The organism is Methylobacterium fujisawaense, from assembly GCF_014138435.1.
Classification (GTDB): domain Bacteria; phylum Pseudomonadota; class Alphaproteobacteria; order Rhizobiales; family Beijerinckiaceae; genus Methylobacterium; species Methylobacterium fujisawaense.
Genome location: NZ_JACJIM010000002.1, coordinates 727,975 through 749,553 on the forward strand (window position 1 = coordinate 727,975; position 21,579 = coordinate 749,553).

Annotated in this window: 19 protein-coding genes and 1 pseudogene; 12 read left to right on the plus strand and 8 right to left on the minus strand. The window is 66.5% G+C overall.

Annotated features, from left to right (window positions below; genetic code table 11):
- The first annotated feature begins 93 nt into the window (after positions 1–93).
- Both GGQ91_RS08230 and GGQ91_RS08235 read left to right on the plus strand, forming a co-directional pair.
- Entirely contained in the window at positions 94–513 is a 420-nt protein-coding gene (locus GGQ91_RS08230) for a YeeE/YedE family protein (protein WP_182591742.1), read from the plus strand.
- Complete coding sequence (locus GGQ91_RS08235) at positions 510–956, plus strand: YeeE/YedE family protein (protein ID WP_182591743.1); 447 nt, start codon at positions 510–512, stop codon at positions 954–956. Before GGQ91_RS08230 ends, GGQ91_RS08235 begins: the two co-directional genes overlap by 4 nt.
- A 42-nt stretch (positions 957–998) precedes the next feature.
- Here GGQ91_RS08235 and GGQ91_RS08240 read toward each other — a convergent pair.
- Positions 999–2,679, minus strand: a pseudogene (locus GGQ91_RS08240) (bifunctional protein tyrosine phosphatase family protein/NAD(P)/FAD-dependent oxidoreductase).
- Between the two features lie 215 nt (positions 2,680–2,894).
- Between GGQ91_RS08240 and GGQ91_RS08245 the strand changes: the two are divergent.
- Together GGQ91_RS08245 and GGQ91_RS08250 are read left to right on the plus strand one after the other, a co-directional pair.
- Positions 2,895–3,680: a sulfite exporter TauE/SafE family protein gene (locus tag GGQ91_RS08245; protein WP_182591744.1), complete on the plus strand. Its 786-nt coding sequence runs from the start codon at positions 2,895–2,897 to the stop codon at positions 3,678–3,680.
- Positions 3,681–3,820: 140 nt separating this feature from the next.
- A complete protein-coding gene (locus tag GGQ91_RS08250) occupies positions 3,821–4,705 on the plus strand; it encodes an MBL fold metallo-hydrolase (RefSeq protein ID WP_043350380.1) in 885 nt (294 codons plus the stop codon).
- 88 nt (positions 4,706–4,793) lie between these two features.
- Here the strand turns inward: GGQ91_RS08250 and GGQ91_RS08255 are convergent, their stop codons facing one another.
- A complete protein-coding gene (locus GGQ91_RS08255) occupies positions 4,794–5,594 on the minus strand; it encodes a pentapeptide repeat-containing protein (RefSeq protein ID WP_182591745.1) in 801 nt (266 codons plus the stop codon).
- 185 nt (positions 5,595–5,779) lie between these two features.
- On the opposite strand from GGQ91_RS08255, the gene GGQ91_RS08260 reads away from it, so the two are divergent.
- Complete coding sequence (locus tag GGQ91_RS08260; RefSeq protein ID WP_043350376.1) at positions 5,780–6,454, plus strand: Crp/Fnr family transcriptional regulator; 675 nt, start codon at positions 5,780–5,782, stop codon at positions 6,452–6,454.
- A 312-nt stretch (positions 6,455–6,766) separates the two neighbouring features.
- A complete protein-coding gene (locus tag GGQ91_RS08265) occupies positions 6,767–7,042 on the plus strand; it encodes a hypothetical protein (protein ID WP_182591746.1) in 276 nt (91 codons plus the stop codon).
- A gap of 339 nt (positions 7,043–7,381) precedes the next feature.
- Here GGQ91_RS08265 and GGQ91_RS08270 read toward each other — a convergent pair whose 3' ends face one another.
- The gene (locus GGQ91_RS08270) at positions 7,382–7,771 is read right to left on the minus strand and encodes a hypothetical protein (RefSeq protein WP_182591747.1); all 390 of its coding nucleotides are present in this window, start codon (positions 7,769–7,771) and stop codon (positions 7,382–7,384) included.
- Between the two features lie 610 nt (positions 7,772–8,381).
- Here GGQ91_RS08270 and GGQ91_RS08275 point away from each other — a divergent pair.
- The 4 genes from GGQ91_RS08275 to ppk2 all read left to right on the plus strand — a co-directional run bounded on the left by GGQ91_RS08275 (position 8,382) and on the right by ppk2 (position 14,404).
- Entirely contained in the window at positions 8,382–8,996 is a 615-nt protein-coding gene (locus GGQ91_RS08275; protein WP_246410601.1) for a hypothetical protein, read from the plus strand.
- Positions 8,997–9,212: 216 nt separating this feature from the next.
- On the plus strand, positions 9,213–10,331 hold the full coding sequence (locus GGQ91_RS08280) for an efflux RND transporter periplasmic adaptor subunit (protein WP_182591748.1): 1,119 nt from the start codon (positions 9,213–9,215) through the stop codon (positions 10,329–10,331).
- 4 nt (positions 10,332–10,335) lie between these two features.
- Positions 10,336–13,518 (plus strand): efflux RND transporter permease subunit, encoded by a 3,183-nt coding sequence (locus GGQ91_RS08285; protein ID WP_182591749.1) that lies wholly within the window; start codon positions 10,336–10,338, stop codon positions 13,516–13,518.
- A 40-nt stretch (positions 13,519–13,558) separates the two neighbouring features.
- Positions 13,559–14,404, plus strand: a complete 846-nt coding sequence (gene ppk2, locus GGQ91_RS08290) for a polyphosphate kinase 2 (RefSeq protein WP_182591750.1) — start codon at positions 13,559–13,561, stop codon at positions 14,402–14,404.
- Positions 14,405–14,738: 334 nt separating this feature from the next.
- Here the strand turns inward: ppk2 and GGQ91_RS08295 are convergent, their stop codons facing one another.
- From GGQ91_RS08295 to GGQ91_RS08310, 4 genes are all read right to left on the minus strand, one after another.
- Positions 14,739–15,242, minus strand: coding sequence for a hypothetical protein (locus GGQ91_RS08295; protein WP_075380660.1), 504 nt, complete (start codon positions 15,240–15,242; stop codon positions 14,739–14,741).
- Positions 15,243–15,258: 16 nt separating this feature from the next.
- Positions 15,259–16,476 carry an acetate/propionate family kinase gene (locus tag GGQ91_RS08300; protein WP_043758679.1) on the minus strand — a complete coding sequence of 406 codons (1,218 nt, stop codon included), beginning with the start codon at positions 16,474–16,476 and terminating at the stop codon, positions 15,259–15,261.
- A gap of 3 nt (positions 16,477–16,479) precedes the next feature.
- Entirely contained in the window at positions 16,480–16,659 is a 180-nt protein-coding gene (locus GGQ91_RS08305; protein ID WP_043758682.1) for a hypothetical protein, read from the minus strand.
- 185 nt (positions 16,660–16,844) lie between these two features.
- Complete coding sequence (locus GGQ91_RS08310) at positions 16,845–18,113, minus strand: cation:proton antiporter domain-containing protein (protein ID WP_182591751.1); 1,269 nt, start codon at positions 18,111–18,113, stop codon at positions 16,845–16,847.
- Positions 18,114–18,557: 444 nt separating this feature from the next.
- Between GGQ91_RS08310 and GGQ91_RS08315 the strand changes: the two genes are divergently transcribed.
- Positions 18,558–18,923, plus strand: coding sequence for a hypothetical protein (locus tag GGQ91_RS08315; protein WP_043758683.1), 366 nt, complete (start codon positions 18,558–18,560; stop codon positions 18,921–18,923).
- Between the two features lie 264 nt (positions 18,924–19,187).
- On the plus strand, positions 19,188–19,421 hold the full coding sequence (locus GGQ91_RS08320) for a hypothetical protein (RefSeq protein ID WP_043385796.1): 234 nt from the start codon (positions 19,188–19,190) through the stop codon (positions 19,419–19,421).
- 769 nt (positions 19,422–20,190) lie between these two features.
- On the opposite strand, the gene GGQ91_RS08325 is transcribed toward GGQ91_RS08320, so the two are convergent.
- Positions 20,191–20,523, minus strand: coding sequence for a hypothetical protein (locus GGQ91_RS08325; RefSeq protein WP_124262975.1), 333 nt, complete (start codon positions 20,521–20,523; stop codon positions 20,191–20,193).
- Positions 20,524–21,579: the final 1,056 nt, after the last annotated feature.

Genomic DNA, 21,579 nt, shown 5'->3' on the forward strand with positions numbered 1-21,579 from the left:
CCGCCCGCAGCGGCGCCTGGCGGCGCGCAGCCCCGACGCGCGCGAACGGGCCCTCGGGCAGGCCGCGATGTTCGGCCAGATCGGAGACGCGCCATGAATGCCTTTCTCGCCCCCCTCGCCGGTGGTGCCCTGATCGGCGCCTCGGCGGCCCTGCTGCTCCTCGCCAATGGCCGCATCGCGGGGATCAGCGGCATCGTCGGCGGATTGCTCGGCCCGGCCTCTCGGGACTGGGCTTGGCGGGTGGCCTTTCTCGTGGGGCTCTTCGCCGGCCCTGCCCTGTTCAGAGCGACGACGGGCCATTGGCCGCAAATCCGCATCGATGCCTCCTGGCCGATGCTTGTCGGGGCCGGGCTTCTGGTCGGGTTCGGGACGCGTCTGGGGTCGGGGTGCACCAGCGGTCACGGGGTCTGCGGCCTCGCGCGGCTCTCGCCGCGTTCCCTCGTAGCAGTCGCGACGTTCATGGCCGCCGCGATCATCACTGTCTTCCTCGTTCGGCACGGCCTGGTCCGATGAACACCCCGCGCCTCCTCGCAGCCTTCGCAAGCGGCCTGCTCTTCGGAGCGGGGCTCGCCCTTTCGGGCATGATGGACCCCGCACGCGTGCTGGGCTTCCTCGATGTCGCGGGGGCCTGGGATCCCAGCCTCGCCTTCGTCCTGGCCGGGGCCGTCGGCGTCTCGGCCCTCGGCTACGCGGTCAAGGCCCGGATGCCCCGGCCTGCCCTCGCGGACCAGTTCGAGATACCGGCGAACCGGAGCGTCGATGCCCGCCTGCTCGGGGGCGCCGTCCTGTTCGGAATCGGCTGGGGACTCGCCGGCTTCTGCCCCGGCCCGGCCCTGGCCGGTCTGACACTCGGCCTGCCGGAGGTCGCGCTGTTCGTTGCGGCGATGTTCGCCGGGATGCTGCTCTTTCGGTTCACCGCCCCGCGCTCGACGGGACCGATCACGGTGAGCCGCTGAGGGCGGAGGCGCCAGCCCGTAGGCGGGCACCGGCCTCCCCGATCAGGCGGTCCGTTCGGCTCGCTGCGGTTTCGCCATCCACTCTCGGCCCTTCAGCATAGCCTTCCAGTACAGCGGGGGCAGCATCCGTTCCTTGAGCAGCCACGCCACGCGGCTCAGCTTCGTGCCGTCGATCAGCCAAGCCGGGAAGCTCGGCATCAGCGTTCCGCCATATCCGAATTCCGCGAGCAGAATCTTTCCGCGCTCAACCGTCAGGGGGCACGACCCGTAGCCGTCGTAGGCGACCTCGGCCCCGCGCAGATGCCCCATCTCGACGAGGAGATTGTGGGCTACGACCGGGGCCTGTTTGCGCGCGGCGGCGGCCGTCTTGGCATTGGAAGCGCCGATCGCATCGCCCAAGGCGTAGATCGCGGGAAAGCGCGCGTGGCGCAGGCTCGCGGGATCAACGGCGATCCAGCCGGCCACGTCGGCGAGCGGGGACGCACGGATGAAATCGGGCGCCTGCTGCGGCGGCACGACGTGGATCATGTCGAAATCGGTCTCGATCGTCTCGCAGATGCCGGTCTCGGTCTGGCGGGAGAACCACGCGCGCTTGGCGGGGCCGTCGATCCGCGTCAGCGTATGGCGAAAGTTCAGGCGCGCATCGTAACGATTCACATAAGTCATCAATGCGGGGACATAATCCTCGACGCCGAACAGCGCCGGACTGACCGTGTATAATTCGACGTCGATATCTTTGAGCCGGCCCTGGCGTAGCCAGTGATCGGCCGAGAGATACATCGCCTTCTGCGGGGCGCCGGCGCATTTGATCGGCATGGGCGGCTGCGTGAACAGGGCGCGGCCGGCGCGCAGGGTCTGTACGAGTTCCCAGGTGTCGGGCGCCAGATCGTAGCGGTAATTGGAGGTGACGCCGTTCCGCCCGAGGGTTTCGGTCAACCCCGCGACACCGGCCCAATCGAGCGTCAGACCGGGCGCGACGACGAGTCGATCGTAGCGCACAGTTTGGTGCCCCTCCAAGATCACGGTGTTCCGATCCGGCTCGAAGGCAGCCACAGCGTCCTTGATCCAGCATACGCCTGTGGGAATCAGCGAGGCCATGGTCCTGGCTGTGACGGCGGGCGAAAAGATTCCGCCGCCGACCATGGTCCAGCCTGGCTGGTAATAGTGCACATCGGCGGGCTCGATCAGCGCGATGTCGAGATCGGGCTTGCGCGCCTTGAGACTGGCCGCCACGGCAATGCCGCCGGCCCCACCGCCGATGACGACCACGGTGTGGAACAGATCGGCCGATGCCTTCCGGCTGCGGCTGACCGCGGCGATGCGCCCGACAACGCCGGACAGGTCGTAGCCGGCTGCCCTCGCCGTTGACAGGATCTCCCGCAGAGGACGGCCGCGGGCCCCCTCGTCGAACGACCACAGCGTCGCCGAACGCATTCCCGTGCGGCAATAGGCGAAGAGAGGCTTGGGCAGCGCCGCGCGCGACGCCGAATGCCGCCGCGTTCTCGTCGGAGACCTTGCCGGACACGACGGGCAGATCGTGGGCCTCGAGCCCCGCGGCGTGAGCAGCGGCCTCGATCTCCGCGAAATTCGGCTGATCCACGCCCTCTCCGTCCGGGCGATTGCAGATTACGGCCCGGAAGCCGGCCTGCGCGATATGCACGAGATCGGCATGAAAGATCTGCCCCGCGACCGACAGATCCGGCGTCAGGCGCTTTGATTCCATCGTCGCATCCATCATTATATATTATACGTATATGATGAGCTGAATCGATAAGATAACATATTGACAGCCGCGGCAACTGATCGTCATATGCGCGGAGAGACTCAGGCTCAGGCCTATCGATATATTCTTATATGAAATGAACGACGGCTCAGGGCGCGTCCTGCCCTGCCACCCGTCAGATGTCGGTCTAGCGGAAGATCGGAGAGACACTGCAGATGAGTGCTCTTCCTGCTGTTCTTTCCGGCGCAGGGGTCGGATTTACGCTCGGGCTGATCGGCGGCGGCGGCTCGATCCTGGCAACGCCGCTGCTGCTTTACGTGGTGGGCATTGCCCAACCGCACCTCGCCATCGGGACAGGAGCGCTCGCGGTCGCAGCCAACGCGTTCCTGACGCTCATCGGGCATACCAGGACCGGCAACGTGCGCTGGCGCTGCGCCCTTGTCTTCGCCCTCGTCGGCATCCTGGGCGCCCTCGTCGGGTCATCCCTGGGCAAGGCCGTGGACGGACAGCACCTGCTGTTCCTCTTTGCGCTTCTGATGGTGATCGTCGGCATCCACATGCTGCAGGGCCGGACCCGACAGGGGGGCTCGGCCGAGCCGGTCGGCTGCGGCCCGACACCGAGCGGAAGAGTGGTGGCCGTCGCCTTTGCCGTCGGCATGCTATCGGGATTCTTTGGGATCGGAGGCGGGTTTCTGATCGTGCCGGGCCTCGTCTTCGCGACCGGCATGCCGCTCATCACAGCGGTCGGCACCTCGCTGCTCGCGGTCGGCGCCTTCGGCCTCGCGACCGCGCTGAATTACGCCCTGTCGCGCCTGGTCGATTGGGCCGTCGCGGGCGAGTTCATAGCCGGTGGCCTTGCCGGCGGCGTCCTCGGCATGCGCCTTGCCAACCGACTCGCCGGCTACAAGGGCGCGCTGAATACAGTCTTTGCCACCGTGATCTTCGGCGTCGCCGGTTTCATGCTCTACCGCAATGGCAGTGCCTTCGCCGCAGCTCCGTGAGCGTTGCGGGCGCGGGACTTGCGCGGGGCCGGGCTGGCCGGCGCCAGCCCGGCCGCCACGTCCGCTGAGATCCGCATCTGCCGCAGCCAGATCCGCCACGCGTCAATCCCGGAACGCCCGACACCGACAGGAGAGATCACATGGCCGAACCCGTCATCCGCGCCTTCTTCGATGAGCCCACCAATACGGTGAGCTACATCGTGGCCGATCCCGAGACCAAACAGGCCGCCTTCATCGATCCCGTGCTCGACTACGACCACAATGGCGGCAGCGTCGACACGCGCTCCGTCACGGCGATGCTGAAGGCGGCCGAGGAGGCGGGCTTCTCGGTGGTCTGGACGCTGGAGACCCACGCCCATGCCGATCATCTGTCCGGCTCACCCTTCGTGAAGGCGAAGACCGGCGCGCGGATCGGCATCGGCGAGCACATCAAGGACGTGCAGAAAATCTTCCGTCCGGTCTTCAATGCCACGGACCTGAAAACCGATGGCAGCGATTTCGATTGCCTCTTTGCCGACGGGGAAACCTTCCACATCGGCAATCTCGCCGTCGAGGTGCTCTACACGCCCGGCCACACGCCGGCCGATATCTGCTATCGCATCGGCAACCATGTCTTCGTCGGCGACACGCTGTTCATGCCCGATTTCGGCACCGCGCGTGCGGATTTCCCCGGCGGCGACGTACACGCCCTCTACCGCTCGATCCGCAAGCTCCTCGCGCTGCCACCAGAGACGGTCTTGCATCTGTGCCACGACTACAAGGCGCCCGGGCGCGACGTGTACGCCTGGGAGACCACGGTGGGCGAGCAGCGCGCACGCAATGTCCACGTGAAGGAGGGCGTGACCGAGGCGGAGTTCACCGCGATGCGAACCGCCCGCGACGCCACGCTTGCGGCGCCGCGCCTGCTGCTGCCGTCGATCCAGGTGAACATCCGCGCCGGCAAGTTCCCCCCGGCGGAGGCAAACGGCGTCCGCTACCTGACCATCCCGGTCAAGCTGAAGGGCGGGGCCGAGGCCGGGTTGTAAGGGCGCGTCGGGCTCGTGAGCCCGGACGGCCAACGGCCTCCGATGTCTCGATCCACGGAGCCGGCCGGAGCGGCCGCCGATCGGAGCTTCACGGAGAAACCCGGATGACGGCGCGGTCGGCATTCACGCGTTGGGCCCAGCCTTTGGCGCTGGCCTCGCCCTTGAGGTCGAGCAGTTTGGCGCCGCTGACATCGACGTTCTTGAAGTCCGCGCCGGCGACCGTGGCACCGGTCAGGTTCGCACCGGACAGGTCCGAGCCCATCAGCACCACGTCGGTCAGGTCGGCATCCTTGAGGTCGGCATATTCCAGGCGCGACCGGCCCAGGTCGGCCCCTTTGAGGTTCGCCCCCGAGAGGTTCACCGAAGTGAACACCGCCCGCATCAGTCCCATGGACTGGTTCCTGATGTCGGCGCCGCCCTTGAGGTCAACCAGCATCGCACCGCTCATATTGGCGCCTTTGAAGTCGCCGATCGGCGTGGATCGGCTGAGATCGGCGCCGCTCAGGTTGGCATCCCGGGCGGTGATGCCGAACATCCTCGCGTCGGCGAGTTTCGCGCCGGAGAGATCGGCTTTCAGGAACCACGCCTGTTCGAGGTTCGCCCCGCTGAGATCTGCCCCGCGGAGATTGGTGCCGTTCAGGCGCGCCGTCCGCAGGTTGGCGCCCCGGAGGTTCAGCCCGGACAGGTCGAGGCCCGACAACGCCTTGTCGTGCAGGTCGAGGGGCTTGCCGTCCGAGGCCCTGATCATCGCCTCGATGTCGGCGCGGCCCATCTCGGCCTTCGTCATCGCGGGGGAGGCCATGTCGGCTCCGAGCAGCAGATCCTGTTCGGCCGCTGCAGGGCCGGCGGCAAGGGCAGCGATCATGAAGCTGAAGGCGAGACGGCGCATCGGTTCACTCCCGGCAGACGCCACGCAACGCTGGCATCCATATCGTGTTCAGTGTGCCGCAATGCTATCCCGAGCCGCCGCGCCCGGTCGGTGACCCCGGTCACACAAGTCCGACGTGGCGGGAGAAACACGCACCACGTGCCGGACGATCAGCCCGTCGTCACGGCCGGAGAACGACGCCAGCCATGACGGACGCGCAGAAGCTCGAGCGCTGGATCGCACGCTTTCCTCCGATTCAGGCGCTCAGTTCCGCGCATCTTCAGATCGCGCGGGGCACCGTGCAATTCCCGGTGCTCGAGGCCGGCGCGACGGCCTACGAACTCCATGGCGAGTGCGCCCACTACCTGATGTGTCTCGAAGGACGGACGCGTATCTTTCGCATGTCGGAGAGCGGGCGTGAGGTTCTGATCTACAAGGTCGGGCCGGGCGGCACCTGTGCGCTGACGACGCAGTGCCTCCTGTCCGGCGGTACTTTCCCGGCCCAGAGCGTGGCCGAGGAGAGAACCGAACTCGCAGCCCTTCCGGTTGGCACCTTCCAACACCTGATGGGTGAAAGCGCAGCCTTCCGAAGCTTTGTTCTCGGCGACTACACGCGGCTGATGACCGGCCTGTTCACGCTGATCGACGAGGTCGCGTTCTCGCCGCTCAAACAGCGGCTGGCCCAGCGGCTGCTGTCCGAAGCCGGTCCGCAGGGCGTGGCCGCGGTAACCCACCAGAAGCTCGCGGACGACATCGGCAGCGTGCGCGAGGTGGTGAGCCGCATCCTGGCCCAATGGGCCGAGGCCGGTCTGATCGCGTTGCGACGGGGTGCCGTCGAGATCGTCGACCGAACCAGCTTGGCAGCGGCCGGCCGGCGGTGACCTGCCGGGCCATTCGGATCCGCCTGGCAGTCGGGCCCTGCGGGACGGACCGGCCGCATCCAGTCCCATCCGATGACTTCCTTGCGCTGGCCCGGCACGGGATGTGACCGTCACGCGCCAACGCGTGGCGGATCCTCGTATCGGCCAGTGCGATCATTGGCGCAGGTTGAACGTCGCACGCGCCCCGATCGCGACGGTCGAGACCGAGAAAAGGTGGATTGAAGACTTCAAAATCGTCGCGACAGCTTGGCCCTGCTCGCATGTCTGCAAGCCCTGGGCGCGCACCGCCTCGTGGAACCGGATAAACACCTCTTGAGTATGCTCGTCCGCCCTGATAATAGTTTAATGAAATCGCTTCGAACGATGAAGCGTGAGGAAAAAATACTTTTGGAGGCGGATATGATTGTATTCGCTGGTATTTTTTCAGCCATGGCAGGCTTCGGCCTGCTGCTGGGCCTCGGCGCGATCGAGTATCCTGTGGCGCCCCATATCAGCAGCTATGGCTGGGCCCTCTTCGTGAATGCAGCGGCGATATGTGGTTTGCTGCTGTTCAATCTCTATCATCGTCACAGTCAGCGCTTGCACTGATCCTGTGAGAGACCCCCGAATTCGGGTCGCCGGACGAAGCTTGACCTTTGCCTCGCGACGGGCGGGCGTCACAATGCGATCGAACCGGCGCGCCGATCCGGGATCGCTATCGGCCACCCTTGGCCCAGGGCGGAGAGCGGCTTCCCGTCTCGAAGACCGGGCATCCGGCGAGGTCGGGCGGCCGAACGATCCCGTCGGTCGGGCCCCTGTTCCGGCTCGCGCCCTCGTCGCGCTGGAAATGGCTTGGTGGCCCCATCCCCGGGAGTTTCGACGGCGCGCCGCCCGACTTGACCCGTCAGGGAAGTTCCAGGCGCCGCAGATCTAGGCAGGTCCCTCTTTTCACCGACGGAGGACCTGTACGACCTGACGCGAATCCAGGTCGACGATGACCGCGCGATCATCGGGAGAAATGTAATAGCCGTAGTAGCCGACCGGGTTCAGGCCGGGCATCGCGACGTTCTGGAACGATCCGAGTTCCAGCCATCCCGGAATTTGACTGCCCCGGCCGACGCGCACACCGCTCGGATCGCTATAGCGCGGTCCCGTGTCGAAAAGCGTTTGGATCGTGCCGGGTTCGTTGCCGAACATGAGGACACCTTGCTGGGCCAGACGCGGATTGACCCTGACGATGAGCGGTTGGGCAGATGCCGGAAAGCAGGCGAAGCAGCTTACGGCCGTAAGCATGGCTCCGGACAAGGCCGACAGCGCAGGTAACCGACGAGCAATCATGACGCCCTCCGAAGCCTTGCAGCAAAAGCCAAGATCAGTACGAAGGTTTACATAGAGACAAGCCGAATTTGATGCTTGATGATTTGGGGCAATCTTGATGTTTTGGTGTCGGCACCCCCAGGCAGCGCCCGGATGTTGCGGGGGCAAGACCGGTCCGCGGCGCCGTTCCGACAGGTTCAACGCACCCGTCAGACCCCGGCAACGCCTTGCCGAGCGGCGCTGCCGAACGCCGGGATGGCGCGGTCGAACCACATCGGCCGGCATACGATCGCGATCGGAGCCGCAAAGCAGACACGCCATGAATCGGGTGCTCCCTCGAATTCACGACGTCTCACCCGATCAAGCCGCCCACGCGAATGTCTGCAATCCTGAACAGGCTCGCACTGCGTCAAATCCAACATGGGGCTTGGCCAATACCGCGGAGCGGCCAGACAGGAACCCTGTCGAAAATTGTCCGGCGGGTGTCGCATCCAGCCGCGCGTCCGTTCCGCGTCAGGCATAGATCGAGACGCGAGCCATCGGACGGGCTTCACCGTGAAACGCCTTGAAAGCACGACACATCGCCCGAAGGCGCCGACAATAGCCTGACGCTCGGTCGCTGGATCGAACCATGATTACTTCACACCCTCGCATTTCGGAAGGCGATGCCGACGGATCAAATCATCCGAAATCCAACCGCCGCAATCGACTGAAAGGCATCGGAACAAGAATTTTAGCAGAACTAAAGAGCTTTATCGGTATATTTGTTTATTTATGGGTCATATTTGGCATTCTGATCCTGCACGAGCATGCCGTCCTGTCGCGTCACGGCATCGTCTATAGATTTTATGGGCTGACCTTCCTCAATGCGTGGATCTTGGCGAAGATCATGCTGATTGCCGAGCATTTCGACACCCGGACAGCCGTTCGGAGCGGTCCACTGCTCTATCCGATCCTGACTCGGTCCGGCCTCTTCGCGTTGCTGATGGTCTGTTTCTACGCGCTTGAGGATATGGCAATCGGGCTCTGGCGGGGAAAGACGCTGGTCGATAGCGTGCCGATGATCGGCGGCGGGGGCGTCCTCGGCTGGGCGTCCGTCGTCCTGATCATGACCGTCGCCCTGATCCCGTATTTCACGTTTCGAGAGCTTAGCCGCGTGCTCGGCCCTGGGCGGTTGCAAGCGCTCTTGTTTCGCGACGGGAGTCACCTGGACCTGCCGGATCAGGACAAGGCCGGACGGGGCTAAAGCGCCGGATGTCGCAGCAGCCGTCACGCGGCCAGCGCGCACGACCACGCCCACCCTGGCACGGGGCGTTTCATGCGGGAGCGTCGGTCACGGACCGAAACGCGCTGGGGGAGGCCGCAGCTTCGGCTCGGACGCGTCCTGCTCGATCAAGCGATCCCGCGGAAAGCTGCCAGAATACCACCCCGCAGCCGTGAGACGGTGCGGCAAGGCTTTGCGATGGTCCGCGTCCCCCTTCTCGTGCTGGTTGCCCTGCTGATCACCAGTCCCGGCCCCTCGGCGCGTGGCGAGGGAGAGCCCCCTGCCGCGCTGGCGGTCGGAACGGTGACGGCGCAGCGCAAGGCCTTGGACAGGGCGCTGGACTTCGTCGGCCGGGTCGAGGCGGTGGGGCGCGTCGAGGTGCGCGCCCGCGTGACCGGCTATCTCGAGGCGGTCCTGTTCAAGGAGGGCGATCCGGTGAAGGCAGGGGCCCCTCTGTACCGGATCGAGCGCGATCTGTTCGTGGCCGCCGTCAGGCAAGCCGAAGGCGCCCTGGAGCGCGGCAGGGCGGCGCAGGCTCTGGCCGCCATCCAACTGCAGAGGGCACAGGAGCTGCTCGACCGGAATTCGGGGACCGTCGTTGCCCGCGATCAAGCACGGGCCGCCCTCGATCAGGCGAAGGGCGCCGTCACGGGCGACGAGGCCAATCTCCAGACCGCCCGCATCAACCTCGGCTACACGGATATCACCGCCCCCATCGCCGGCCAGATCGGCCGAACGAGCGTGACGAAGGGCAACGTCGTCGGGCCCGACAGCGGCGTGCTGACCACGATCGTCAGCCAGGACCCGATCTACGTCACCTTCCCGGTGAGCCAGCGCGAGTTCCTGCGCTACCAGCAGGGCGCGAAAAGCCCCGATCGCAGCAAGGTCGGCATCCGGATCCGATTCCAGGACGGATCGGAATACGGCCAGGTGGGACGGGTCGATTTCGTCAACATCAGCGTCGACCGGACGACCGACACGGTCCTGGTGCGCGCCGTCATGCCGAACCCGGCGGGCGTGCTGCGGGACGGGCAGCTGGTCCAGGTCGCCCTTCAGATTGGGGAGCCCGAGCAGAAGATCGTCGTCCCGCAAGCGGCGCTCATCGCCGACCAGGGCGGGGTCTACGTCTTCGTCGTCGAGGACGGGCGGGCCGTGACCCGGCGCGTCAAACTCGGTTCCGCCGGTACCGGCCCGGATGCCGTCATCGACGAGGGCCTGTCGGCCGGGGAGCTCGTCATCGTCGACGGCCTGCAGCGGGTGCGGCCCGGAATCACCGTGCAGGCGAACCCGATCGCCCAGTCGGCCGGCAGGATCTGACGCCATGGTCTCGGCGATCTTCGTCGACCGGCCGCGCCTCTCGGTGGTGATCGCGATCGTCACGTCGATCGCCGGAGCGCTGGCGCTGTTCACCATCCCGGTGGCCCAGTACCCCGACATCGTGCCGCCCCAGGTCTCGGTGACGACGACCTATCCCGGCGCCTCCGCCGAGGTGGTGGAATCGACCGTCGCACAGCCCATCGAGTCTCAGGTCGTGGGCGTCGACAAGATGATCTACATGAAGAGCGTCAGCGGCAACGACGGCAGCTACACGCTCACCGGGTCCTTTGAACTCGGCACCGATCCGGACATCAACGCCGTCAACGTCAACAACCGGGTTCAGATCGCCTTGGCCAAGTTGCCCGAGGACGTCCGCAAGCAGGGCGTCACGGTCAAGAAGAAATCTTCCGCGCTGCTGGGCGTGCTGGCGGTCTACTCGCCCCAAGCCATGCAGGACCCGCTCTTCATCTCGAATTACGTGACGATCAACCTGCTCGACCGCATCAAGAGCACGCCCGGCGTCGGCGACGCGACCCTGTGGGGGCCGCAGGATTATGCGATGCGGGCCTGGGTGCGGACCGACCAGCTCACCGGTCTCAACCTGACCACGGGCGATGTCATCGCAGCGATCCGCACGCAGAACGTGCAGGCTCCCGTGGGCCGGATCGGCGCACGCCCGATTTCGGACGAGCAGCAGCTCCAGCTCAGCATCCAGACGCAGGGGCGCCTGAACTCCGCGGAGCAGTTCCGCAACGTCATCCTGCGCACGAATCCGGACGGGTCCGTGCTGCGGCTCGGGGACGTCGCCCGCATCGAGCTCGGCGCCGCCAATCTCGACCGCGAGACACGGCTGAACGGGAGCCCCGCCACGGTGGTGGCGATCTACCAGTCCCCCGGCGCGAACGCCCTCGCGACCCTGAAGGAAGTCCAGGCCCGGGTCGGCGCGCTGGCCAAGTCCTTCCCCGAGGGGCTCGCCTGGAAGGTCACCTACGACCCGACCACCTTCATCACCGAGACGGTGCGCGAGGTCCGCAAGACCCTGATCGAAGCCTTCGTGCTCGTCGTCGTGGTGGTGTTCCTGTTCCTCGGCAGCCTGCGCGCGACGCTCATCCCGACGCTCGCCGTGCCGGTGAGCCTGATCGGGACCTTCATCGCCCTGAAGGCGGTGGGCTACTCGGCGAACTCCGTCTCGCTCCTCGCCCTGGTGCTGGCCATCGGCATCGTCGTCGACGACGCCATCGTGGTCGTCGAGAACGTCGAGCGCGTGATGGAGGAGCATCCCGATCTCTCCCCGCGGGAGGCCACCAAGCGGGCGATGGCCGAGATCACGGCGCCGATCATCGCCATCACCCTGGTGCTGCTCTCGGTCTTCGTGCCGGTCGCCTTCGTCCCCGGCATCTCCGGCGAGCTCTTCCGACAATTCGCGGTCGCCGTCGCGGTCGCGATGCTGATCTCGGCCGTCAACGCGCTGACCCTGTCGCCGGCTTTGTGCGGCGTGCTTCTGCGGCCGCATCAGGGTCCCCGCCGCGGGATCATGGGCGTCGTCATGCGGGCGATCGACCGGGTGCGCGACGGCTACGGTGCCGTGGTGGCGCGGATCGTGCGCTTCTCGGTGATCGGGCTCGTACTCGCCGGCGCGGCCGCCTACGGCGCGCTGCAGCTGGCCAAGATGACGCCCACCGGCTTTCTGCCCGAGGACGATCAAGGCGCCTTCTTCGTCGTGGTGCAGCTGCCCGAGGGCGCCGCGGTGGGACGCACCGCCGAGGTGGTGGCGCATGCCGAGGCGATCCTGCGGCAGGAGCACGTGGTCGCCGACACGACATCGGTGATCGGCCTCAACTTCATCGACAACTATTCGCAGGGCAACGCGGCCTTCCTGGTCGTGACCCTCAAGCCGTTCGAGGAACGCACCGGCGCCGCGGACGGGGCGGCGGCCGTGATCGCCCGGCTCGGCCGTCAGTTCCGAGACATCCCGGGCGGGACCGTGGTGCCCCTGGCGCCGCCTCCCGTCATCGGCCTCGGCACCGGCGGCGGCTTCGCCTACGTCCTGGAGGACCTGCGCGGCGGCGATCCGAAGGACCTCGCCCAGGTCGTGCGCGGGCTGATCGTGGCGGCGAACGACGAGCCGAAGCTCAACCGCGTCTTCAGCACGTTCTCGGCCACGAACCCCTCGGTGTTTCTCGACATCGACCGCAACAAGGTCCAGATCCTCGGGGTGCCGCTGGAGAACGTTTTCCAGGCGCTGCAGGCCTCGCTGGGCGGCTATTACGTCAACGACATCAACCTGTTCGGCCGCACGTGGCAGGTGCAGGTCCAGGCCGAGGCCGCCGATCGCACGCGGATCGACGACATCTACCGCATCAACGTGCGCAACAAGGACGGCGAGATGGTGCCGCTGCGCTCCCTCGCGGAAGCGCGGATCGTGGTCGGACCGCCGGCGCTGATCCGCTACAACAACCTGCGGGCGGTCACCGTGCAGGGCTCTCCGGCGCCGGGCATCTCGTCGGGCCAGGCGCTCGCCGCCATGGAGGCGGTCGCGGGCCGCACCTTGCCGGCGGGGTTCGCGGGCGAGTGGACCGACACGGCGTTCCAGGAGAAGCGGGCCGAGGGCAAGACCGAGATCATCCTCGGCTTCGCCGTCCTGTTCGCATTCCTGTTCCTGGTCGGCCTCTACGAGAGCTGGACGATCCCCGTCCCGGTGCTGCTGTCGGTCACCGTCGGGATCCTGGGCGCCTACGCGGCGATGGTGTGGGGCGGGCTCACCCTCGACCTCTACGCGCAGATCGGCATGGTGGTGCTGATCGGACTCGCAGCCAAGAACGGCATCCTGATCGTCGAGTTCGCCAAGGAGCAGCGCGATCGGGGCGTGCCGCTCCACGAGGCGGCGACCGAGGGCGCGCGGCTGCGTTTCCGGCCCGTGATGATGACCTCCTTCGCCTTCATCCTCGGCCTGTTTCCGCTGGTCATCGCCGCCGGCGCCTCGCAACTCGCTCGGCGCAACGTGGGGACGCCCGTGTTCGGCGGAATGATCGCCGCGTCCTTCATCGGGATCTTCGTGATCCCGCCCCTCTACGTGCTGTTCCAGAGCCTGCGTGAGCGGGCCTGGGGCCTTCTGGGCGGGAACGGGACGCGGCACGACGCGGCGGCGGAGCCGGCCGGAACGCAGGAGCACATGCCGGCCGAGTGACCGTGCGCGGTCGAGCCGGGCAGGATGAGGAGGCTGGGCGGTGACGGACGATGCGACGCGGGCACAGGAGCCCGAGACCGACGACGAAGCCACCGACGAGGGGCTGGCGCAGCCCAAGCTCAAGCGCAAGGCGTACGAGCGGGAACTCCGCGCGCTGCAGGTGCAGCTCTGCCATCTGCAGGACTGGGTCCGGAGATCCGGCGCGCGCATCGTCGTGGTCTTCGAGGGACGTGACGCTGCCGGCAAGGGCGGCACGATCAAGGCGCTCACCGAGCGGGTGAGCCCGCGGGTGTTTCGCGTGGCCGCGCTGCCGGCCCCCTCCGACCGGCAGAAGACCCAGATGTTCATTCAGCGCTACATCGAGCACTTCCCGGCGGCCGGCGAGATCGTGATCTTCGACCGGAGCTGGTACAACCGCGCGGGCGTCGAGCGCGTCATGGGGTTCTGCAGCGACGCTGAATATCGCCGCTTCCTCGATCTGTGCCCGCGGATCGAGCGCTTCATCGTGGGCGGCGGAACGCAGCTGATCAAGTTCTGGCTCGAAGTCGGCCGGAAGGAGCAGAAGCGCCGCTTCCTGGCCCGGATCGATGACCCTCTCCGGCAGTGGAAGCTCAGTCCCATGGACCTCGAGTCCTACAGTCGCTGGTACGACTACTCGATCGCCCGGGACGAGATGTTGGCGGCGACCGATATCGATGAGGCGCCCTGGCATATCGTCCGCTCAGATGAGAAGCGGCGCGCCCGTCTCAACTGCATCGCCCATCTGCTGAGCCTGATCCCCTACAAGGAAGTGAAGCGCGAGGCCGTGATCTTGCCGAAGCGCCTCAAGGACAAGGCCTACGACGACACTCTCACCAAGGGGCATTTCGTTCCGGAACTGCACTGAGGTGAGGCCGCGCGCCCGGACATCGACCCTTCAAAGCCGGGCGCGGCCTTGAACTCTTCGAGCCGGGCGATCGAGACATCGAAACGGGCCCGCGTCGCCTCGTCACGCGTCGCATCCCGCTGCGTCTGGAGCTGTAGGATCTCCGCGTCGATCTAATCGCCGTTCAGCTCCTCGACGGAGAGAACCCGCGCGGCCAGGATGGTCACCCGCTTCGCCGTGACCTCAGCCAGCGCTCAGCAACGCGAAGAGATCCGGGAGCGCAGGTCGTTCACCCGCTGAGGTGGCGGTCTGTGTCCGCTGCTCGGTCATGATCGCCATCCCGGGGCGTCCTGAATCACACGTGGAGTTTTTCCCAGGTCAGGAAGAAACCAACATCGCCCGGCATGCCGTCGGGCCAGTCGACGATCATCGCCGACAAGCCATAGCCGAGGGGGCGCAGTCGCTCGCGCCAGAACTCGTATGCCTGCCGGGGCCGCCCGGTCAGGGTGTCGGGCCAGTCCGCCTCGGCATTGTTGATGGCTCGCCCGCTGTCGGTGCACATCGCGTTCGGAAAACGCATGACCAGCAACTCGTTCTTGCCCTGCTCGGCCGCGACCCGGAGCTTGTGCAGGAGAGGCCGCGTGATCTCCTGGACCTTCTCGGGCGTAAGCTCGATGGTCTTGGACAGAGTCTTGATCAGCTCGGCCCGCGCCTGGCTCGCTTGGTCCTCGGCCTTCAGCGCCTTCATGGCTTTGGCGGCCTTCAACTTGGCCGTGTAGGCACCGAGTTCGGCGGCCGACATGAAGGTCTCGTCGGCGAGTTCGAGATCGGCCGGCGACCTGGTTCTCACGGCGTCCATGGCAAGCTCCCGTTGTTCAAAGCGCCGGCTGCGGCCGGCTGCTCCTGGGCCGAGACAACACGGCGCGCGTGGCGCGCGCGATCATCAGTTCCTCGTCCGTCGGAATGACCCAGGCGGTCGGCCCGGGACCTCGGGTCACGCGGGGGCCGCCGGAGGCGTTGGCCGCGTCGTCGAGTTCGAATCCCGCCCAGGCGGCACCCCGCAGGACCTCCGCACGGGTGGCGGCGTCGTTCTCGCCGATGCCGGCCGTGAAGATGAGGGCGTCGATGCCGCCCAGTGCGGCGACGAGGGAGCCGAGTTCACGACCGATCCGGTAGACGAACAGGTCGATGGCTCGGCGGGCATCGGGCTCGCGCGCCGCGACGCGGCGCAGCGTGCGCATGTCGTTCGAGATCCCCGACACGCCGAGCAGGCCCGACTGCGTGTAGAGCATGCGCTCCGCCTCGTCCGGGCCGAGCTTCATCTCGCGGAGCATGTAGAACACGATGCCGGCATCGAGGCTGCCGCAGCGCGTCCCCATGGGCAGCCCGTCGAGGGCGGAGAAGCCCATCGTGGTGGCGACGCTGGCGCCGCGGTTCAGCGCACACAGGCTGGCGCCGTTGCCGAGATGGGCCACGACCACGCGTCCGGCCGCCAGGGCGGGATCATACGCCGGGAGCACCGAAGCGATGTAGGCGTAGGACAGGCCGTGGAAGCCGTAGCGGCGCACGCCACCCTCCATCATCGCGTGCGGCAGGGCGAAAAGCCGGGCGATCTCCGGTTGACCGGCATGGAAGGCCGTGTCGAAGCAGGCGACCTGGGGCAGATCGGGGAAGCGCCGCCGGAAGATGCGGATCGGCTCGAGATTGTGCGGCTGGTGGAGGGGAGCCAGCGGCACGAGGCGCTCCAGGGCCTCCAGGACCTCCGCAGTCACGCGCACGGGCTCGCAATAGGTCATCCCGCCATGGACGATCCGGTGCCCGACGGCGACCAGCTCGAAGCCGCCACTGTGCGCGCGCATCCAGGCGGCCACGTGCAGGAGCGCGTCCTCGTGGCCGAACGCCCCGTCGCTGCCGAAGTCCTCGTCGGCCACCGTCGTGCCGGTCCGATCACGGATCCGCAGATGGGGCGCTTCACGGAGCCCCTCGAACAGGCCCCGGAAGATACGCTGCGGCTCTTCGCCATCGCCGAGGATGAAGACTTGGAACTTGAGGCTCGACGAGCCCGCATTCAGGACGAGCAGGACCGGGGTCATCGGCTAGACCTCGGGCATCAGACGCGCCGCCCGCTGCCCGGCGACGAACAGGGAGGCCACGGCGCAGGGATGGGCGACCGCCACCCGAAGCTCCGGCAGCGCCTGCGCGGCCGCGATCAGCCGATCGTCCTTCTCGTGGCGGCGCGTGTCAGACGATGGCCGTGCGGGAGCCAAAGTCGGCATCGTGAATTCTCCTGGCGGGAGAGACAGTACGCCGCTTCGCCAGCGCCCCCTTGAGCGAGATCAAGGATCAGGCGCCCTCGCTCTCCGAAGCGCACCGCAGTGTATGGCGTCACCGGTCGCCCGCTTGATCGGCCGAGACAGCATGTGGCCCCTGTCGGCGCGCGACGCTCCGTTCAGGGGCCGTCTCAGGACCGGCCGAAGGAGCCTTGCCGGCTTGCGCCGGATCGGCGGCGGTGGCGCGGCGCGGCGCGGCGCGGCGCGGCGCGGCGCGCGAAGGCTGCGGAGAGCGCGTTCGCGGTCAAGCCGTGCGCGAGGATGCTGAGGATGATGGTGGCCGCGACCGTCGTCGTCAGGACCTGACGTCCCGGAAGATCGGCCGCGAGCACGATGACGGCGAAGACCACGCTGGCGAGCCCTCTCGGACCGAACCAGCCGACGAACAGCTTGCCGTCCGTCTTCAGGCCCGTGCCCGTCAGAGCCAGCCAGACCGGAAGCATGCGGATCACGGTGAGGCTCAAGACCGCGTAGACGATGACCGCCCAGGTCAGCCGCTGCGGGACCTGCGCGATCACGACGGCCCCGAAGAGCACCCAGGTCGACAGGGCCAGGACGTCGCCGGCCCCCTCGGCCGCGCAGAGCAGCTCGTGCTTGACCACGCGGTGCCGCGCCATGCCACCGGCGACGAGGCCGCCGACGAAGGATGCAATGAAGCCGCTGCCGCCCAGAGCCTGCGCGGCCGCGAACGCCGTAAGCGCGAGCGCCACCGCGGGGAGTTGCCGCCAAGCCGAGCCGATCCAGCCGCGATTGCCGGCATAGCGCAGGGCCCCGACGCCCAGAACGGCCAACCCGCCGCCTACGACGAGGCCGACACCGATCTCCGTGCCGAAATGGTGGACCGTAAGATCCAGCGGGGGCCGCCCCGGATCGGATCCCGCGGCGAGCGTCAGGAAGATCAGAAGGACCGGGACGCAGATGCCGTCATTCAGGCCGCTCTCCACATTCAGCCCTTCGCGCACTGGGCCCGGGAGGTCCGGATTCGTGACCACTGCCTTTCCGAAGGCCGCATCCGTCGGCGCCAGGATCGTCGCGAGAAGGGCGCATTCGAGGAAGCCCAATTCCGGGAATAGAATGGTACCGACCAGGAAGCCGAACAGGATTGTAAGCGGCAATCCGATGAGCAGGAGACGTCCGGGGATCGCGTATGAGCGTCGCAGCACGCCGAGGTCGGCTTTGGCGGCATCCGTGAACAGTACGAGGGCCAGCGTGAACTCGGCCAACCGTTGAAGAAGATGGGCCTCGGCGTTCACCGTGATGATGCGCAACCCGGCCGGCCCTGCAGCGAAGCCGAAGGCGGCGAAGATCACGGCGCCGGCCAGTGGACTGCGCTCCAGCGGGACCGCCACGAGGCTGTAGGCGAAGACGAATGCGAACAGGACCGCGATGGTCTGGTACATCAACAAAACCGATGGAGCCGCCGTTGTCTTGCGGCGGTGACCGTTGTCGGATTACGGTTTTGACATTCCGGAAAGCGTATTTATCGGGGACATGATTTGATTTAGGTCAAGGCGCGAGAAAAATTGTTTCGCAATTTGGAAATGACAGCGCAGGAGCTGGACTTAAAAAATTTCGCGTGAAACACGATAATAAGTTTCTTTCATCAGCCTCATAAGCCAGTCGCGATCGATATTCCGGCTCCGCTTGAATCGTTTCATTTGGCAATGTGCCGCTTCGAGCGCGGTGCGGAAAAATTCGGATCGACCGCGTTTTCGACGGCGGGAGGACGGACACTCTGAGGTCAGCCCCCGCCGAGATGGCGGGAGGGCAGCCCGGATCGATCCGGATGCCTCACCGGGCCTGCGTCGGAACGCTATCTGCCCGTAGCCAGGAAGGCGCGTCAGATGTCGCGACATCATACCGGCCGGATATGCCTGCTGGCTCTGATCGCGCTTGCGCGCACGGCAACCGCCCAGGAGCTTCGCTCGCCGCTTATGGACCGCGGAAATTCCGTGATCCAGGAAAACGCCGCGTCTCTGATGCCCACGCTGCGCGGGCGGCATCTCTATGCCGATCAGGGTGTGCGCGTCGGGCGCGTCCGCGAAGTCAGGGTCGGGCAGGACGGGACCACGCTCCTGGCGATCGTCGCCCGCCGGCGCTTGTTGGGAGGCGGAGAGATCGGCATTCCTGTGTCCACTCTCAGCCAAGTCGGCCCTGTGCTGACCATGCGGGGTACGCGCGACACCATTCGGGCCATTCCACCGTTGTGAGACGGGGATGGATCAGTTCTCGATGCCCATCGGCGCGGCCCGCTCGACCGAGCGCGTGCAGTCGATTTTCGGTCCGGCGAAAGCAGGGCGCGACTTCGGACGACAGGGAAGCGTAGCCCGTATGGGAGGCCCATGAGCCGAAGCACGCGGATCCGGCGGATCCTCTCGGCGGCCCGGGAGGCGAAAGTTCGATCGTTGCGCTGGATCAAAGACTGGGACGCCGGTGTTCCGCCAAAAGGGCAATCCTGAGGGAGGGCCCTGCCGATGCGAGAGCAACTGCGCGACGCCTACAACGTGTTTTGCCGCAAGCATAAGCCAGGCCTGTGCTGCGCCGTGCGCGAGGACCGTCCGGTTCCGAGCTTCCTCGACGCGGAGAGCTGGGCATTCGGCTACACGGTCCGCAGCAAGTCGGATGGGCCGGTCAGTTTCCAGTCCAAAGCGGCCCAGGAGGCGAATAGCCGCCTCGGCTTCTATCTTTTCCACGACGTCTGCGCCTGAGCCCTGCGGAGAATGGGCACCGCCCGGGGCGATGATCCGTACCGACACGGACTTGGCCGCACATCGAACATCGTCAGATGCCGGGCGCGCACAGGACCGGCACAACAAGAGCCGGCCATCGTACCGAAGCGGCTGAGCCCGATCGCCGAGCACGGACACAACGCCGTTCGGCATAATCCGCGATGACGCGCCGCTATAGAGGGGCGACCGAAGCGGCCCCGTCGACCCTGTATCGAGAGAGTGCCCCTCGGGGTTGCGCTTGAGCGTCGCACAAGCCTTGGCGGCAACGGCGCCGATCATGTCCCGTCTGCAGAGCCTTCAGAGCCCTGGCACGAGCCGGCTTTCCCACGCCCGCCTTCGTATTGAAGTCGGTCGCACCGTGATCGCCCGCACGCCCGCAACCAGCGCGCGACGGGTCGCGATCAGGCGGGGCGGTCGTGCGCAGGGATGCCGTTTGCTTGAGACGCTGCCTCTTCAATGCAGGTCGATTGAAAGCGCACCGACGAATGCCGATAATTCACGAACAGATCCCACCGGGAGTGGGACTTTTCCGCTGAAAATCTCGAGACACCACACCGTCTGCAAGATGTCCTGTCCAGTGCAACGCGCCCGCAGATCGCAGAGACGAGCATCGAGACCCAGACCATTCTGCGCCCGCGGCTTGAGACCGGCCTGTCTGCGGCGTCTGCCCAAGCCCTGGCCGACCTGACGCGTGTCCAAACCGCAGCCTCTGCCAGCGGCCTGATTTCTGCGCCACTGCGCTCACGATCTACGGGCCCGTCCCGTCACCAACCACAACGGTCAAGATCGGACCCGTCGAGACCTCCGTGAACGGCCGTTCGAGGCTGGCGAGGAGATCCGCGATGACATCGTCGAGTTCGGAGGCTGCGGTACCGTAGAGCTGAAAGGCGCACCGGTGCGCCGCACGCGCGGTGGGATCAGAGAGGTGGGCCATGGCGGCTGCCTCGGACCGGCCTTTCTGTCGAAGCGTCGCGGCAAGTTGGCGATACAGGGCCAAGACGTCGGCACCGACGCGGGCGGCTTTGGACTGCACGACGGCCTGATCGATATCGGCTGAAGGTGATGCAATTTTGCCTGTCACGGGCCCCTCCGATTATTGTATATGCAACCGATCCAAATATTCTCGCGCTGATCGGCACCGAATTTTATTCGTCGAGACTGCATCGATTGCATATCCCGAACCCGTCTGCACGCGTGCCATCGACGGTTCGGACGAACCGGCCGAGAGCCGTTCGAAGCCGGGCCGCTCTGTCCCGCGTCAGGAGAATTTTCTGCTCGACGACCGACGTGCAGGCCGTCGGCGCGAAGCGCCGCGATTCCTGCAACCGGGCCTGCGGGATGAGGCGCACATGCGCCGCACCCGTGCACCCCGCGCGCACCCGCCACGGACAGACGCGCCGGTCGCCGCGCGCGTCCCCGCCCCGGCCTCACCCTGGGCTGCGCTGGATCGACACGTCGCCTTGCGCTGCCGCGGCGGAATGGCTGGGTGCGGGCAGATACTCCGGAGGGGGCCTGTGTCGGCTCGGCGCCATGATCAAGGTTTCTCCTCGCGGCGGAAGAAGACGGGTCTCGTGCGAGAAGCTGGCCTGAGCGCCCTGCGACGCAGATCGCTTGAACAGCCGCGCCGGGTCGCAACTCGCAATCGCGGCATCCTTGATCATGATACCACAGCTGAGCATTGATCTCTCTCAATATACTGCGCCGCCGCCCACCCGTCGGATTCAGACGAGCCGGCAGCCTGAGCCCCGCGACATCGGCCGACCGACAGGCCGACCGACCGCTCGGAATGCATCCGATGTCTCCGATGACCGCGCCGGCCGACCGCGCCGAATGGATCTGCGACAGCCGGAGCTGAGCCCGGAGCGCGAGACGCGCGAGATTGGACGGCGCTCATCACGGCCTTGCCCGCAGCCAGGTTCGCCGACACGCACCGGCGGGACGCGCCGGCAGATCCGACTGAACCCGGCAGCATTCTATTGACGCGATTCATGGATTGGGTAGAAATCCCGAACCCATGTCGGATATCAGATCGATTGCGCCCAATCTTTATTGCCTCTCATCATGGTTATATCTGGTCCAATCTCGGTCTCCACGTTGACTGATCATCCGCGTGGCCAGCCTATTGGCTGGGCGCACG

Coding starts and splice junctions, on each gene's coding strand:
- GGQ91_RS08230 (WP_182591742.1), top strand. CDS start 94: ATGAATGCCTTTCTCGCCCCCCTCGCCGGTGGTGCCCTGATCGGCGCC.
- GGQ91_RS08235 (WP_182591743.1), top strand. CDS start 510: ATGAACACCCCGCGCCTCCTCGCAGCCTTCGCAAGCGGCCTGCTCTTC.
- GGQ91_RS08245 (WP_182591744.1), top strand. CDS start 2,895: ATGAGTGCTCTTCCTGCTGTTCTTTCCGGCGCAGGGGTCGGATTTACG.
- GGQ91_RS08250 (WP_043350380.1), top strand. CDS start 3,821: ATGGCCGAACCCGTCATCCGCGCCTTCTTCGATGAGCCCACCAATACG.
- GGQ91_RS08255 (WP_182591745.1), bottom strand. CDS start 5,594: ATGCGCCGTCTCGCCTTCAGCTTCATGATCGCTGCCCTTGCCGCCGGC.
- GGQ91_RS08260 (WP_043350376.1), top strand. CDS start 5,780: ATGACGGACGCGCAGAAGCTCGAGCGCTGGATCGCACGCTTTCCTCCG.
- GGQ91_RS08270 (WP_182591747.1), bottom strand. CDS start 7,771: ATGATTGCTCGTCGGTTACCTGCGCTGTCGGCCTTGTCCGGAGCCATG.
- GGQ91_RS08275 (WP_246410601.1), top strand. CDS start 8,382: ATGATTACTTCACACCCTCGCATTTCGGAAGGCGATGCCGACGGATCA.
- GGQ91_RS08280 (WP_182591748.1), top strand. CDS start 9,213: ATGGTCCGCGTCCCCCTTCTCGTGCTGGTTGCCCTGCTGATCACCAGT.
- GGQ91_RS08285 (WP_182591749.1), top strand. CDS start 10,336: ATGGTCTCGGCGATCTTCGTCGACCGGCCGCGCCTCTCGGTGGTGATC.
- GGQ91_RS08295 (WP_075380660.1), bottom strand. CDS start 15,242: ATGGACGCCGTGAGAACCAGGTCGCCGGCCGATCTCGAACTCGCCGAC.
- GGQ91_RS08300 (WP_043758679.1), bottom strand. CDS start 16,476: ATGACCCCGGTCCTGCTCGTCCTGAATGCGGGCTCGTCGAGCCTCAAG.
- GGQ91_RS08305 (WP_043758682.1), bottom strand. CDS start 16,659: ATGCCGACTTTGGCTCCCGCACGGCCATCGTCTGACACGCGCCGCCAC.
- GGQ91_RS08310 (WP_182591751.1), bottom strand. CDS start 18,113: ATGTACCAGACCATCGCGGTCCTGTTCGCATTCGTCTTCGCCTACAGC.
- GGQ91_RS08315 (WP_043758683.1), top strand. CDS start 18,558: ATGTCGCGACATCATACCGGCCGGATATGCCTGCTGGCTCTGATCGCG.
- GGQ91_RS08320 (WP_043385796.1), top strand. CDS start 19,188: ATGCGAGAGCAACTGCGCGACGCCTACAACGTGTTTTGCCGCAAGCAT.